Annotated in this window: 11 protein-coding genes; 3 read left to right on the top strand and 8 right to left on the bottom strand. The window is 48.9% G+C overall.

Features of this window, described 5'->3' with window-relative positions:
- Positions 1 to 6 precede the first annotated feature (6 nt).
- Complete coding sequence (locus MHN33_RS02465; protein ID WP_239394470.1) at positions 7 to 3,129, bottom strand: efflux RND transporter permease subunit; 3,123 nt, start codon at positions 3,127 to 3,129, stop codon at positions 7 to 9.
- A 428-nt stretch (positions 3,130 to 3,557) separates the two neighbouring features.
- On the opposite strand from MHN33_RS02465, the gene MHN33_RS02460 reads away from it, so the two are divergent.
- Entirely contained in the window at positions 3,558 to 4,016 is a 459-nt protein-coding gene (locus MHN33_RS02460) for a hypothetical protein (protein ID WP_239394458.1), read from the top strand.
- A gap of 38 nt (positions 4,017 to 4,054) precedes the next feature.
- Here the strand turns inward: MHN33_RS02460 and MHN33_RS02455 are convergent, their stop codons facing one another.
- The 7 genes from MHN33_RS02455 to dinG all read right to left on the bottom strand — a co-directional run bounded on the left by MHN33_RS02455 (position 4,055) and on the right by dinG (position 9,876).
- Positions 4,055 to 4,855 carry an NPP1 family protein gene (locus MHN33_RS02455; protein WP_239394456.1) on the bottom strand — a complete coding sequence of 267 codons (801 nt, stop codon included), beginning with the start codon at positions 4,853 to 4,855 and terminating at the stop codon, positions 4,055 to 4,057.
- A gap of 91 nt (positions 4,856 to 4,946) precedes the next feature.
- The gene (locus MHN33_RS02450) at positions 4,947 to 5,108 is read right to left on the bottom strand and encodes a YbaM family protein (protein ID WP_239394454.1); all 162 of its coding nucleotides are present in this window, start codon (positions 5,106 to 5,108) and stop codon (positions 4,947 to 4,949) included.
- The gene (locus MHN33_RS02445) at positions 5,105 to 5,377 is read right to left on the bottom strand and encodes a late competence development ComFB family protein (RefSeq protein WP_239394452.1); all 273 of its coding nucleotides are present in this window, start codon (positions 5,375 to 5,377) and stop codon (positions 5,105 to 5,107) included. The genes MHN33_RS02450 and MHN33_RS02445 overlap by 4 nt, the downstream gene beginning before the upstream one ends.
- 104 nt (positions 5,378 to 5,481) lie before the next feature.
- Positions 5,482 to 6,408, bottom strand: a complete 927-nt coding sequence (locus MHN33_RS02440) for a histone deacetylase (RefSeq protein ID WP_239394450.1) — start codon at positions 6,406 to 6,408, stop codon at positions 5,482 to 5,484.
- Between the two features lie 19 nt (positions 6,409 to 6,427).
- Positions 6,428 to 7,027: a primosomal replication protein gene (locus MHN33_RS02435; protein WP_239394448.1), complete on the bottom strand. Its 600-nt coding sequence runs from the start codon at positions 7,025 to 7,027 to the stop codon at positions 6,428 to 6,430.
- Positions 7,024 to 7,803, bottom strand: coding sequence for a TSUP family transporter (locus MHN33_RS02430; RefSeq protein WP_239394446.1), 780 nt, complete (start codon positions 7,801 to 7,803; stop codon positions 7,024 to 7,026). The genes MHN33_RS02435 and MHN33_RS02430 overlap by 4 nt, the downstream gene beginning before the upstream one ends.
- Positions 7,804 to 7,806: 3 nt before the next feature.
- The gene (gene dinG / locus MHN33_RS02425) at positions 7,807 to 9,876 is read right to left on the bottom strand and encodes an ATP-dependent DNA helicase DinG (protein ID WP_239394427.1); all 2,070 of its coding nucleotides are present in this window, start codon (positions 9,874 to 9,876) and stop codon (positions 7,807 to 7,809) included.
- Between the two features lie 67 nt (positions 9,877 to 9,943).
- Between dinG and MHN33_RS02420 the strand changes: the two genes are divergently transcribed.
- Together MHN33_RS02420 and MHN33_RS02415 are read left to right on the top strand one after the other, a co-directional pair.
- On the top strand, positions 9,944 to 12,286 hold the full coding sequence (locus MHN33_RS02420) for a DNA polymerase II (RefSeq protein WP_239394416.1): 2,343 nt from the start codon (positions 9,944 to 9,946) through the stop codon (positions 12,284 to 12,286).
- Positions 12,287 to 12,802: 516 nt separating this feature from the next.
- A complete protein-coding gene (locus MHN33_RS02415) occupies positions 12,803 to 15,436 on the top strand; it encodes a TonB-dependent receptor (RefSeq protein ID WP_239394407.1) in 2,634 nt (877 codons plus the stop codon).
- Positions 15,437 to 15,773 lie beyond the last annotated feature (337 nt).

Raw genomic sequence — 15,773 nt, 5'->3', positions numbered from 1 at the left:
GGGCTCCTACTGATTCGCGACCAGATTTAACTTGGGTTTGTCGTTATTGTTATTGATCTTAGGGGTTGGCTGTTTATCTGAGCCAAGTTGTAGCAGACTGGGCATCAGAATCAGGGTAAACAGGGCGCTGATAGCCATACCACCGACGATCACTGTGGCCAGACCACGATAGATTTCGGATCCTACACCGGGCATCAACATCAGTGGCAACATGCCAAACAGGCTGGTCAGGGTACTGAGATAAACGGGACGGGCACGCATCAGCACGGCCTGTTCAACGGCCTCGCGGCGGCTCATACCCTGCGCCTGCGCATGGCGGGTCTGATCGACCAGCAAAATAGCATTGTTGACCACCAGGCCGAGCAAGATGATAAAGCCGATCATTGTCAGCAAATCCAGCGACTGGAAGGTGAACAAGTTTAAAACATAGAGCGCCATTACACCACCGGCAATGGCCAGCGGCATGACCAGCAGCACCAGTGCACTATCCCGAACTGACTTGAATAAAGCCGTCATCAGTAAGAACAAAATAAACAGGGCGAGGAAGAAATTGAGAGTCATTTCTTCTATGGCGCTATTCATTTTTTGGGCATTGCCACCGAGGATCACGCCGGCCGTTTCCGGTAGTTGCGCTTTGATCTTTGGCATTACCTGCTCAGCCAGAATTGCCTGTGCCTGTTGCAGGCTCATTTCCGCAGGGGGCGTGACTATGATGCTGACTGTGCGCCGACCATTGATCCTTTGGAGTTGACTGGGTCCGACGGTGCGTGTGACCTGTGCCAGCTCACCCAGTGTCTGGATCCCTGCATCCGGGGTAAACAGCGGGAGTGCCTTGAGCTCTTCCGGCGTGTGCCAGGGTTGCGCCCGCAAAATGACATTCATTCGTTCATTACCATTAAAGTATTCATTGATAAACAGACCGCCAGTGAAGGCTTGCACCGCTTGTGAGACATCCTGACGAGTCAAACCTGCCTGGGTAATACGCCGATCATTGGGGTACAGCCTGAGTTCTGGCTCAGCCATATCCAGACGTGGTTGCGGCCGGGCGGTGGCATCTGGCATCGCCGTTTGCACGGCTTGCAGCGCCACTTCAGCGCCAGCGATCAGGTCGTCCATGTCAGGCCCGGTGAGCTCAATGTTGATGTCGCGGCCATCACCGCCATTGGCAATGTTGATCATCGAACCGCGGAAAAAGAACACCTGTGTGTCGGGCAGGTCAACAAAGATCTCTTCCCGGGCCACCTGCATGAGCTCTTCAACACGCTGTGGGTCGGCAGAGTAAATAAAGCCACCGGCATTGACACCAAAGATATAAAAGTTGAAGTCTTTGATCCCCGGTTGCTTGTCGCCATGATAGTAAGGCATCAGACGGGATCTGACGCGTTTTAGTAACTCTTCTTCCATATAGGCCATGTTGCCACCAGGTGGCGTGACCAGGTTAAAGAAAAAGCCGTCTGTCGGGGCACGTGGCATGAAATCAGTTTTTGGCAACATGGTTAACGTGATCAGCGCAGAGCCACCGAGCAGAGCACAAATCCAGCTGAGTTGCTTTACTTTGCTGCTGGTCAGGCGCATGATCAGGGCGGTCAGTTTTTTCCAGTAATGCTGATAGGGATCGGTCTGTGTTTTGCTGTCAGGCAGATAACGGTTGGCCACCGGGATTATAGTCAGGGCACACAGCATCGAGGCAACCACGGCGATGGAGAGGGTCAACGCCAGATCTGAAAACAACTGTCCTTCTATCCCCGCCATAAACAAGATCGGCAAAAAGATGGCGACGCTGGTGGCCGTGGACGCAAAGAGCGCACCAGCAACCTGACCGGCACCGCGTAAAGCGGCTTTATAGTCATCGAAACCACTGGATTTCAGGCGGGCAATATTTTCCTGCACTATGATGGCGGCATCCAGTACGAGTCCCACAGCAAAGGCGAGCCCTGCCAGAGAAATCACATTGAGGCTACGATCGAACACATTGAGTGCCAAAAAAGCAACCATCAGAGACACAGGTATGGTGGCTGCAATGATCAGCGTGGTTTTCAGACCTCTGAAGAATAGCCAGAGAATAGCCAGGGACAATAGGACACCCAATCCCAGATTACTCTTAACCAGTAATAATGCATTGCGAATATGGACCGAGGCATCATAACTGAGTTCGATAGCAATGCCTGCTTCCGGCAGTGGACCAGCATTGAGCTCGGCGATTGCCCGGTTGATGCCATCGAGCAGGGCAACCGTGTTGGCACCATTCGCCCTGGATACGGTGATATAATAAGCCGGCTTGCCATTACGACCACTCATCGCCCGGCGGTCTGAGTAAGTTTCGGCAACAGTGGCAACATCACCCAGGTAGATGGGACGATCCCCTGAGTAGCCAATACGCATTTGCAGCATGTCTTGCAGATCGTATTGGCCGGTAAAGCGCACTGTATATTGGCGTCGGCCGACATCGGCCAGGCCACCCGAAGTGTCTCTGGAGCTGGCCAGAGTTTGCCTGATCTGCCCCAATGAGATCCCGAGCGCGGCGGCTTTGTGCGGGTCAAAGGTGATGCGTAGTTCTTTTGGTCGCTCACTGGCGAGGTTAACCCGGGCAACGCCTGGAATGCTTGCCAGACGGGGCTCGATAAGCTCCTCAATGGTTTTTTGAAACTGCGCCATATCCAGGTCCAGGCCATCACCCTGATAATTTAGTGGGGTGACCAGCAAAGAGGCAGCGTTAGGCCCGGCGGGGCCGCCATTTCCTCCTGCACTGACAACCGGGTCTATGGCATCGAGGGGGAGTGGCGGTGCCTGATTAAGATTAGTCAGTACGTCCAGCATTGCCTGCTGCATGTCTGTGCCAACGGCAAACGTCAATGAGATAAAACCATTGCCCCGGTTAATGGTGGTATTGACCTCCAGTGCGCCTGGGGTATTTTTCACGGCATTTTCCAGAGGCTCGATGATCACCGATTCTATTTCTTCTGGCGCGGCTTCCCGCCAGCCAGAAAATATGGTTATTTGTGGTTGTTCTATATCCGGCGTAAGTTGGATCGGTAACTTAAAAATACTGAGTATGCCAAACAGTATTAGCAGCACCAGGATCACCACGACAGCGGCGGGGTTTTTCAGTGAATTGCGTGTCAGGTTCATAACAACGTCCAAGTGTTGAGCTTCACTGTGCAGTTTAATGAAATGACAAAAAACTGCTAGCGACAAGTAAGCCAGTGTTTTTGAATTTCACGACAAATAGCAACATATTAGCGGTGATTGACCATGCTGTAACACCTTGTAACGATTTCTCTGATTTAGACATATTTATTACACCTAAAGTCCGGCAGGAACTGCCTGTATTTTAATCAGATTAGTGGCTTTAATCTAAATCTCATTGCGGCTCCTGCTGCTGTGTGTGTCATTCTTTTCCCAAGCCATATCAGAAAATGTCATGAAAAAAATCCTTGAATTGACTACTTTTTGACAATAATTTCCGGTAAGCTGCGCGCGCATTCGCCAGGACACCTGCCGTTGGCTAGTGGTGTACCGAACGAACCAAGATAAATGAGCTTAGAAGGAGAGTTGAGATGTTTGTTGCGTTGAAGTGGGATCATCAGATTGGTGCCCATTTTGTTTCCTGGATTGTGGTTGAGTGTTCGGCCGTAAGAGAAAAGTTTGGCTTGCCCCAGGCCTTACCACCACGTCGTGATGTCGCCTATTTTGTCGATCCCGCCACTGCAGAGGAAGACGCAAAAGCGTTTGCTGATTATAAGAATGGTGTGACCAGTGTCGAAACCTGTGGCGACTACGCGCCGTATCTGTCTGATCACCATGGTTACTGTCACTACAGCTGGGATCATACTTATCTGGAAGAGCTGGTAAAGCATGCCGTGCTGTACTGGGAGGATGGTAAGCATGCCCGGCCAGAGCCCGTTCGCGATGATGTGGCTTATTTTGCCTGCCCCAGAGACTCAGAGGAAGATAGTCGTTTCTTTGCCCAGTATAAACTGCACACATCAGCAGCGACTCTGGCACGCTCTGCATAATAACATTGCCCGCCTGTTAAGCGGGCTCACCCTTTCGGTTACTGGGCTGCCAGCACGTCAGCGGTTGTAAAAGTGGGATATCCTGACGGCTTGAAGCGGTTAAGATTAGTCAAAAAGCGACTGTCTTTTACCGGCAAGGTTGCAGAGCCGTAATCATACTGGTTTAGTTTATCGCGTAGTCCCTGATTGGTGATGCCATCCCCTGACATTTCGTACCAACTGATTATCGCTGGGGTGACAAAGCGATTGTAATCATTCTCTGCCACTTCGTTCGATTTGGCGAATCGAAATGCGTGGGTCAGAATACCGTCTTTGTGATAAACAATTTTCAGGTGGCCATTTTCAAATGGCAGTTCGTTAGCGGGTTTGGTGTATAAGTCTCCATGGGCGCTGTAACTGCCATGAGTCACCAGGCCATCTTTGGTCCATACTGCAGCATATTCCCAGTCATGGCGATGTCCGCCGCCGAAGTAGGGGAAAACCTGGTCCTTTTTAAAGTACATTGCATAGAAGTGGCCACAAAAACGCCCCTGGTTAGTGTCAGTACAAGCATAGCGGTGAACGGTATTAGAAGTGTTTAAGAATTGACTGTCCCGGCAACTTCCGCCCAGACTGCCTGAGGTCTTAAGCCCGGCATTTTGCTGCCCGCTGCGGCTGATCCCCGCACTGGGCAGGCAGCCATCACCATCAAAATCGAATACGGGCTCAGTGCCGTTGATCACATAGTTGGCGGGTAAAGCCTGGTCAAGTGCGGCAAAATCATTTGCCAGAGCATAGCCATGAAACAAGCCCGCTGTAACCAGACTAAGCGTGAGCGCACGCGAAGTGAGTGTTGTCATAATCATTCCTTACGTCATAAGTCGTTGTCATAGTGAGGCGACAATATGACATAAGAGTAAATTATATGTGAAGTATTTTGTGCTTTTAAAGTTAACTTTCTTCCGCATCAAGCTTGTTAGCAAAATCGGCCTGGACTATCTCCAGTGCGGCCAGCACTTGCTCCGCTGGCACGTTATTTTGTTCGAGCAACATGATTAGATCGACAGCCAGTTTGATGTGTTCAGGTGCGTGTTCTAAGGTGCTTTGTGTCATGGTTGAAACTGTTTCTTTTTAGCAATTTGGGCCAGCGCATAGTCAACGGCTTCTTGTACTCGCGCTTCCATCTCAGTTCTCTCATCGGTTGGCAGATAAAACTCCATGTCTACGTCGTAACGAATGTAGCGAGCAGGCAGTCGGTTTAATGCGGTACAGCACAGATCAGCCATGACATCTTCATCATACTTATGATCCAGGCCACGTTCCTCAATATTTTCGAGCACAATCTTCTCGTAATAATTGTGCAGATCATCATGAAGTTTCATTGTCGTGCTCCATTTTGAAGTTATTGTAATTGTACAACATAAACGACCTCATAGGTTAATGCTACCGGCAATTTTAAACGGGTGACACGCAAAGGTGCAGATGTTTATTGTCCGGGAGGGAAAGGCACAAAACGCTCCGGCCAGACTTGTTGTAACGCGATAAAAAGTTGCAGATGTACATCGACCAATCGACCAACATTGCGCTGATAGCCACCGCCGAGCGTGGCCATCAGTGGGATGTGATTCCGCTTTGCATGTTTCAGCACCAGCGTATCCCGTGCCAGTACGCCATCCAGACTTATGTCAAAGTGCCCCAGCTCATCATGGTGGTAGATGTCTGCGCCCGCGTTATACAGTATGATGTCGGGTTGATGGAGGCGAGTACACAGGCCCAGGGCTTCATTTAATGTCGCAAGGTAAACTTCGTCTGAGCTGCCTTTAGGTAAGGCAAAGTCGTAGTCTGACTGCTGCTTCAGCTTAGGGAAATTCTGTTCACAATGGAGCGAGCAGGTGATTATCTGCGGATCTGCTGCGAGGATCTCAGCACTACCATCACCCTGATGTACATCACAGTCTAGCAATAGCACCGAGTCTGCTTGTCCGGTACGAATGAGGTGTCTGGCCGCAATGGCTAAATCGTTAAAAATACAAAAGCCGGCAGCTCTGTCGCTAAAAGCGTGATGATAGCCACCACTGAGATTGGCTGCAAAACCACGGCTAAGTGCCAATTGAGCGGCTTCCAGTGCCGCACCCACGGAGTGTAATGTGCGTTCAACCAATCGTTCTGACCAGGGAAAGCCCATTCGTTTGACATCTGAGCTAGCCAGCATGCCATTAAGAAATGCTGCTACATATTCAGGGTCATGACATAAACTCAGCTGCTCAAACGAGGCAACCACAGTCGGTTGAGTGAGCCAGTTTGCACAGGGTGTTTGCAATAGTTGCTGATAAAGCAGGTGATACTTTTCAATGGGAAAACGGTGCTTAGGCGGCAAAGATAAACTGCTGTAGCTGGGGTGATAAAATAACATAAGATATTGATGGCAGTATTCAGGATCGAGATTGCTTCTCTTGCCGCTGAATTTTATCTTCGGTCGCGCTGATGGCTTTACGGCAGCGCCCCAATCTGCCATGCAGGGCGAGTATTTCTTTATTCAGCTGAGCGGCTTGCTCGGGTGATGCTTTGATCAGCTGATCCTGACGCAGCGAAATCATTTCCTGTAAACGTCGCTCGAATTCATGATTTTGCGACAGTTCCTGATAAAGCTCATGAGAAGGTTGCATGATTTTTTTGACGGCCTGGCGGTAGACTTTGGCTTTTTTGTGCGGCTGAAAACGGTTTTCTTTTGCCCAGACCGGGGTTGATTTAAGCACTTTTATAATGGCTTCGATCTGCTCACCAATGTGTTCCACCGCATACTGCAGAGCATGGCGCTGGGATTGCGGTGGCAAGTGTGCCAGTGCGTCTTTCACTTCATCGACATAGTCGCTGAGTTTCAGGCTTTTACTGCGAAACACATGGCTGTCAAACAGACTCGGTTGTGACTGAATATAGCGATTTTTATCAAACCACTTAGCCTTATCAAACTGTTCGGCGTGATGTTGCAGCTCTGCAACGCGTTGTCTGAGCTTTTCCAGTGGCTGACTCATACCATATACGCCTCAAATATCAGTTTTGCAGTTAATACTATGACCACGGCATTAAACAGGGGTTTGATCAGCCGACTGCCAAATCTAATCGCTGAGTGTGCACCAATCCAGGCACCTAGCATCAAAAATGCACCCATCGTCACACCCAGCAGGAAGTTAACGTGACCCAGTGCAACAAACGTGATCAGGGAGATAAAGTTCGAGACAAAATTCATCGAACGAGCCAGGCCACAGTTTAAAAGCAGACTCATCTTATACAGCATATCATTCGATGCCGTCCAGAAAGTGCCTGTTCCGGGACCTGCCAGTCCATCGAAAAAGCCCAGAGAGAGGCCCTGCAGCCATTGCTTGACTTTGAGCATGCTCGTTTTTGCAGGTAAGTCGATAGAGTCGCTATGGCTCATTTTGCCGAATAGGCTATACAGCGCAACCAGTAATATGATGACCGGGATGAGCTTATTAAGAAACTCAATACTCAGTGAATCAACTAACAAAGTGCCCAGTGCGGCACCTATGGCTGTGGCCAGTACGGACGCTGCCCAGAATCTGGGATTGAAAAGGTTTTGTTTATAATAGGTGAAGCTGGCGGTCAATGACCCAAAACTGGCGGCCAATTTATTAGTGCCCAGTGCCATATGCGGCGGCAAGCCGGCAGTGAGCAGCGCCGGCACGGTGAGCATGCCACCGCCGCCGGCAATCGCATCAATAAAACCTGCGGCCAGTGCAACCGTACATAGTAACGCCCAGGTAGCTGGGTCTAAAGCAAATTCGAGCATGGATCAGTCTATATGTTTTGCAAAGGGTGGCAGCGTGTCCAGCATCGCCTTGCCGTATCGTTTGGTGATCAGGCGTCTGTCGAGAATGGTGATGCGGCCAGAATCCGTTTCTTTGCGCAGCAGTCTACCACAGCTTTGCACTAATTTCTTGGCAGCATCAGGTACTGTGATAGATAAAAACGGATTTCCACCTTTAGACTGGATAAATTCTGCCTGAGCTTCTTCGACGGGTGACGTGGGCACAGCAAAGGGGATCTTAGTGATCACCAGATTCTCGAGGTACTTGCCCGGCAGGTCCAGTCCTTCTGATAAGCTTTGGGTGCCAAATAAAATACTGCCCGCGCCCAGATCGATGGCGGCCCGGTGACGCTTTAACAGTTCTTCTCGCGACAGTTCACCCTGCACCAGGATCTGCCAGTTTTGTTGACGCAGTTTGGCAACTACGTGGTCCATTTGCCAGTAGGAGGCAAACAGCACCAGATTGGCCTTCTTTTTGTCCAGGAAATCAGGTAGTGCCTCTGCCAGATAGTCACTGAACGTTTTGTCCGTGGGCTCAATTTTGGTTTGTGGAATATGTAATTGTGCCTGTTTGGCATAATCAAACGGAGAGTCAGCCTTGATGTATTTTACGCCAGGCTCTTTGCTCAGTCCGCTTTCCCGCGCGAAGTGATCAAAGTTGCCCATTGCACTCAGCGTAGCAGAGCACAATACGGCCCCGGCACACTCGCGCCAGAGATGATCTTTAAGATAAAAGCCCACTTCAATAGGACAGTCGCACAGCAGGTAGTCGTGATGATGCTTGTAATCCAGACGCTTTATCCAGCGGGCATGTGGCGTGCCTTCGCCTTTTGTGGCATAGCTGAACCAAAGCTTGTTGAGCTGCTCCAGGCGGTTAATATACTGGCCGCTTTCCGCCAAAATGGGGTCGGCAAGAAAGCCCTGTACATCGCCATCATTGACATCCAGCGTCAGCGCATCGTGCATTTTACTCAGTGCACGTAACGTATCCTGGGTGGCATCGGCAATGTCTTTGGCACGCGCCTTTAGCTGCTCCGGCACTTCGCCATGCAAAAAGCGGTGGGTGTCATCATCGTTATAACTGTAGTCAGACTGGTCCAGCATGTCTCTGACTTGACGTAACACTTTACCAGCATCATTGGCGGCGTCGTTGAGTTTAAAGTTTTGCCCGATGGCCTTTTGTGAAACCACAACGTTGGCCATTTTACCGCTGAATTTTAGCAGTTTGTCGAGCCATTCTATGGTACCTTTGATGGTTGCCGCAGCGGACGAAAAGTCACGAGTGATATGAGGTAAGTGGTGCGCTTCGTCGATAACATAAAAGGTGTCTTCGGGGTCACTTAAAATTGTGCCGCCGCCGAGTTCGAGGTCGGCCAGCAACAGGGCGTGATTGATCACCAGCACATCCATTTGGGCAATTTTTTGTCTGGCCAGATGAAAAGGGCACAAGTTATGAGATTTCATTTGCCGCTGACAGGCGTGCTTATCGCAGGCGATCAGGTTCCACACTTTATCGGGAATGGTATCTGCCCAGCTGTCTCTGTCGCCCTGCCAGCGCTTTTCCTGATAGGCTTTTGCCAGTGCTTGTAAACAGCGTTGTTCCATCGCTGATAATGGCGAACTGGTAGTGGGCATTAGGGACATTTGCGTATCTTCGCCACTCACGGCTGCCAGCAGTTTTTGCACACAGATGTAACGTTGTCGTCCTTTGACAAGATCAAATTTAAAGTCGAGCCCGGAATGCTCTTTAAAAAAAGGCAGTTCTTTATTCAGTAATTGCTCCTGAAGTGCCACTGTTGCCGTGGAGATGATCAGCTTTTTCTTTTTTGCCAGAGCCATCGGCAGCGCACCCAGGCAGTAAGCCAGTGACTTGCCCGTGCCGGTTCCAGCTTCAATCACGCAAATACGCTGAGATTTGTGATAGTCACCCCCCAGGGTTTTTGCGATTTCTGCGACCAGATAGTTTTGCCCGGCACGAGGGCGAAAGCCTTCCAGTTGCTGCGCAATATTGGTGTGCGCCTGACGGATGGTTTTTTTTAAAGAATCTGACAGCATGTAGGATCGCTTAAGCAAAAAAGTATGGATATAATTACAGGTATTCTATTTTAGGCGGGGATCCCCTTTGGCACAAGCGGTATATCAGGGCTTTATCCTGTCACGGCAACAAATTCATCTCAACAACAGGCTACACCTGTGTTACTGGCTGAAATCGGCCGACGGCTTGCTGAAGGTGATCACTGAGCCACAACAGGCGGTCTTATTCATTCGCACAGAAGACACAGCAAAGGCGCAGCAACGGCTCACAAGACAAATTCAGGGAGTGGAATTCAAACCGCTTGCCCTCAGGCATTTTGATCAAGCTGAGGTTACGGGTCTCTATTGCCGCACATTGAGTGACTACTACCGGTGCAAAGAGCTGCTAAGCGATCACCTTACTTTGTATGAGGCTGACATTCGCCATGCCGATCGTTATCTGATGGAGCGTTTTATACGGGGTGGTGCCTGGGTTACGGGTCAAGTTATAGCCAGAGCAGGTTATACTGAGGTTCAGCAGGCAAAACTGAAACCGGCACCACAATTTACGCCCAGGCTAAGCATGCTGTCGCTGGATATTGAGTGTAGCGGGGAAGGGGTCCTGTTTTCCGTTGGTCTGGTAAGCCAGTCTCAGCGGCGCGTTATTATGATAGGTGAGCCACAGGCTAGTGATGTCGAAGTGTGCTGGGTCAACGATGAGTTGTCGCTATTACTGGCGCTGGTAGAGGAGCTTAATCGTCAGGATCCGGATGTGATTATCGGCTGGAATGTGATTGAGTTTGACTGCGCTGTGCTTAATGAACGTGCTGAAGCGTTGGGGGTGACACTGAGTGTGGGTCGAGATGGTAACCCAATGCAGATATCAAAGGGTAACTTTACTCGGGTCCTGATCCCGGGTCGTGTGGTGCTGGATGGTATAGACACCATGAAAAATGCCACGTATCACTTTGAAACCTTCAGGCTGAGTTATGTTGCCCAGCAGGTGCTCGGGGAGAGTAAATTGCTCACCCAGGACGACAGGCTGGAGGAGATCATCCGCTTGTTTCATCACGATAAGCCCGCACTTGCCAGTTATAACCTGCAGGACTGTGTGCTGGTCTGGGATATCTTTATTAAGCTGTCTCTACTCGAGTTTGCCATTGCCAGAACGCAGCTGACGGGCCTTGAGTTGGAACGTATGGGCGGCTCAGTGGCGGCATTCACCAACTTATACCTGCCTTTACTACATCGCAGTGGTTATATTGCGCCAAACCTGGGTGAACATGGATTGACATTTGACAGCCCCGGTGGCTATGTGATGGATTCGCGGCCCGGACTTTATCAAAATGTACTGGTGCTCGACTTTAAGAGTCTGTATCCCTCTATTATACGTACCTTTCATATTGACCCGATGGGCCTGATAGAAGGGCTAAAGTCACCAGAAAATGCCATTGCCGGTTTTAATGAAGGGATTTTTTCCCGGGTACATCATCATCTGCCTAAGCTGGTCGCACAATTAGCACAGGCCCGCCAGGCGGCTAAAGATCGGGGGGACAAAATGCTGCAACAGGCGATCAAGATTATTATGAACAGCCTGTATGGGGTCCTAGGCTCACGTGGGTGCCGGTTTTATGATCCTCGACTGTCCAGCTCTATCACCTTGCGTGGCCATGAGATTATGCAGACCACGCGCGGTTGGATCGAAGACATGGGTTACGAGGTTATCTATGGTGATACCGACTCGACCTTTGTCTGTGTGCCGGAGTCTCTTAGCGCTGAGCAGTGCCAACAGCTCGGTGAGCGATTGATGAGGGAAATTAACCGCCGTTGGGAACAACACATTGACAATCAGCACAGCCTGCCCAGTTACCTGGAAATTGAGTTCGAAACCCATTACAGCCCTTTCTTTATGCCGACGATTCGTGGCCAGGAAACGGGCTCAAAAAAGCGCTATGTGGGTCAGATCCAATCAGATCAGGGCACTGAACTGATATTTAAAGGACTGGAAACAGTGCGCAGTGACTGGACAGAAATAGCCAAAGAGTATCAACAGGCCGTGATCCGCGCTTTATTTGATAAGGAGGATGTCGTTGCAGTGACGGAGCAATATATTGCATTAATTAACAGTGGTCAGGTTGATAGCAAGCTGATTTACAAAAAACGCCTTGGTAAGCCTCTGAACGCTTATGTAAAAAATATCCCGCCTCATGTTAGGGCTGCTAAAGAGGCCCACAGCACAGGCGCCAACCGGGCACTTGGTAAGGGAAGTCAGGTTGCTTACTATATAAGTAGAACTGGCCCTAAGTTGGTACGCGGGGCATTAGCAAACCCGGACTATAGTCACTATATAGAAAAACAGATCTTACCTATATATCAGATGCTACCGGATATTGATCTCGAAGCCATCACTTTGCATGGTCAGCGCACGCTGGATTTGTCCTCAGATTTGTAAGTGCGTGCAAGCGGTTTTTTAGCTGCTTGTAAGCAAATCTTTTTTTCCGCTTATTTGCCACTCATCATAGAACGTTAAGTGAAACAAAGCTTTATTTGAATGTAAATACATACTAACAAATTTGGAAATGGTTTGTTTGGCTATGTTTTTGCGCATAAAAAAACAGCAAACAGACTGAATTTTAAAATATTTTTTTTAACGATAATGCGACTTGCATTTCTTACCTTGTGTTGGTTTTCGTCTTTTTTGCATACAAAGAGTTTGTGAATTCAATTAAAAAATGCATTTGTTTTGAAGTGAGTGGTAATTAACTTTAAAGCACTGTTAAAAGCTTGGGTTTTCATTGTGTTTTTGCTGTGCCTGTCTGTTAAGTGGGGGCGGTTTGACGCTTAACACAGGTCGCGATTAGTATCCGTCGCGAAAATTCAGAGACTGCTGAAATTAGCTCGGCAAGCTCGTTATAAATACCAACAATACTCATGCTTACCGCCAAGTGTAAGCCCAGGGAGAAAACACATGTTGAACACTAAAGTAACTAAGGCCGTGCGTTTAGCACTGGCATTTGGTGCTGCGTCTACGGCTGTGGTAGCACAGTCTGCAACTGCTCAGGAAGGTGCTGAAAAAGTAGAACGTATTGAAATCACAGGCTCGCGTATCAAGCGTGTCGACATGGAAGGTGCAAGCCCGGTTGAAGTGATCTCTACCGCTGAATTTGAAGGTCAGGGCCGCGTCTCTGTTGCTGAAGCGCTACAAAGCGTTACGTCTAACAGCTTTGGTTCTGTTATTCCAAGCTCTGGTAACAGCGGTCAGTCACAGTCAACAGTGAGCCTGCTGGGAGCCGGTGCCGGTCGTACTCTGGTACTGATTGACGGTAAGCGTATGGGTAGCTCGCCTTCACTAAATGGTGGTGGTGCGAACCTGAGCTCGATCCCGATGGCGGCGGTTGAGCGTATTGAAATTCTAAAAGATGGTGCTTCTGCAATCTATGGTTCTGATGCGATTGCGGGTGTTATTAACGTTATCCTGAAAAAAGATTTCGAAGGGGTGTCGTTTGATATTCAGGTAGGCCGCCCTGAAGCGGAAGGTGCTGACACCAAGCAAATGTCAATGGCGTTCGGCGTAAGTTCTGACAAAGGTAATATCACCTTCGTCTATGACCACCAGCAGCGTAACCCGATCTTCTCTCGTGACCGCAGCTACACAGCAGCGTCTATGGAAGATAAGAACAACGACGGTCTAATCTCTATTTACGACGAGACCGTAGGGATCAGCTACTATGGTGAGACATTTAAAACGAAAGATGGTTTTGTAGCTTCACCAAAATGTGATGAATTAACAAAGACAGTACCTGGTTTTGTTGGTGTGCTTGACCAGGGCAGCTCACTTGGAGGAGTTGGCGGCGGTGAAGTTTGCGCATATGCTCACGCCGATGTATCTGCCAACATGGCATCGACTAAGCGTGATTCTGCGATGGCCAGCGTCAACTATGAGCTGACCGATGATCTGGAGCTGTATGCACGTGCGATGTTCAGCCGCAACGATTCGTTTGGTCGCTATGCACCACCTGCCGACTACTTTGAAGACATGGCGAGTGACTTTCCGCTAAATCCAACAGGTGAGATTGCAAACGGTTATTTCCGCTGGTACCAGGTGGGCAACCGTGATGGTGAAGTGACAGATTATCAGCAGGACTATACACTGGGCCTGAAAGGTATGTTCGGTGATACCGCTGAGTGGGAGGTGTCGTACCACAAAGCTAAGTTAGACTACCGCACAGCTGGTCGTTATTACCTGAGTGTTGCGGGTTTGTCACACAATATTTTAAATGATATTTCGCTTGACTCAGAACAGGGCAAAGCAAATATGCGTGCGACCACTTACACAGAAAGCCAGAGTGAACTGGATCACGTTTTCGCAGGCTTAGGTTTTGAACTGGGTGAGCTGGAAGCGGGTGCGATTGCACACTACGTGGGTGCAGAGTACTTCGATATGACGTTGAATCAACGTTACGACGCACAAAACGAAGCTGATCTGATTGGTGGTGACGCTGGTGGCTCAGGTGCCGGTGAACGCGATGTAACGGCAGTATTCTATGAAGTGGCATTCCCGCTGCTGGATAATCTGACGCTCAGCGCGGCATATCGTTACGACGATTATAGTGATTTTGGTGGTGAAGGTAACCCAAGTGTGAAACTGGACTATCGTCCAATCGACGACCTGCTACTTCGTGCATCTTACTCTGAAGGCTTCCGTGCGCCATCTCTTAAAGAGTTGAATGCAAAAGACTCTAAGGGTAGCCCTTCTGCGATTGACTATGTAAGTTGTGCGGCGCAAGGTACGCCAGCAGTTGATTGTCCGTCTACACAATTTAGTGAAATGCGTAAAGGCAATGATCAGCTTGGTCCGGAAGAGTCAAGCTATACGAACTTTGGTGTGGTTTACTCTGGGTTTGAAGATGTTTCAATCAAAGTCGACTACTTCGAACTTGAAATCGACAATGTGATTTCAATTATCACCGCTCAGGATCTGATCCATATTGAAAACGCGGGTAAGCTGGACGAAGTGACTGCTCGATATCCTCAAGTCGGAATTGAGCGTGATGCAAATGGGGTTATTTCGAAAGCACATACTCAATATGCTAATGGCGCCTCTATGTCCCGTAAAGGCTTCGACATTGATTTGTCTTACAAGTTAGAAACGTCGTTTGGTGACTTTAAGTTCAGAAATGTAACCACATTGCTGACAGAAGTAGGCGAAGATGTTTACTTCACAGGTCCTAAAGAAGATGAAAAAGGCGCGCCAGAAACACCTGAGTGGCGTTCTCAGTTCACTATCAACTATGCAATGGATAACTATACCGTCAACTGGACCACAGATATCATTGCTGATACTTATGAGTCTCAGTCTGTGGTTAAAGTAGATGGTAAAGAACCATTCAACGTATACGATGGTTCACTCCCGACCTACGTCACTCATAACCTGAATATGAAGTACTACAGCGATGGTTATGGCACGTTTACACTGGGTGCACGTAACCTGTTTGATAAAGGTGTCGTCTTTAATAGCCAGGGCTTTTATGAAGACTATTCAATTTATAACGCAGGCCATATTGGCCGTGAAATCTATGCAGGTTATAACATCAGCTTCTAATTTGCAGATGTACCAGTGATTAGAAAGCCCCGACAGGGGCTTTTTTTTGCCTGCATCTTTACTCCACTCCGCTCCTAAGACAGCCTTCTAAAAACATGACCGCAAGATGGCTTTTTTCACCCTTCCAATTGAGTGCTAAGTGCGCATCTTCCGGGCAAAAGTTAATCGCCCCCCGTTACACAATACTGACATAACGTCTCCTGCTTTAGGGTGAGTGATACGTTCCCAAAAAGAACAAATAGTTCACAACTGCATGTTTGTATTGCGGTTGTTTGTTTTAATTTGATCATCACGGTGTGTTTAAAGTGTTAAATGGGTAAGTTCCTTCTATCGGTAA

The sequence above is a fragment of the Pseudoalteromonas sp. OOF1S-7 genome, assembly GCF_022347765.1.
In the GTDB taxonomy this organism is placed as follows: Bacteria; Pseudomonadota; Gammaproteobacteria; order Enterobacterales; family Alteromonadaceae; genus Pseudoalteromonas.
This window is presented reverse-complemented; position numbering and strand designations above follow the sequence as displayed.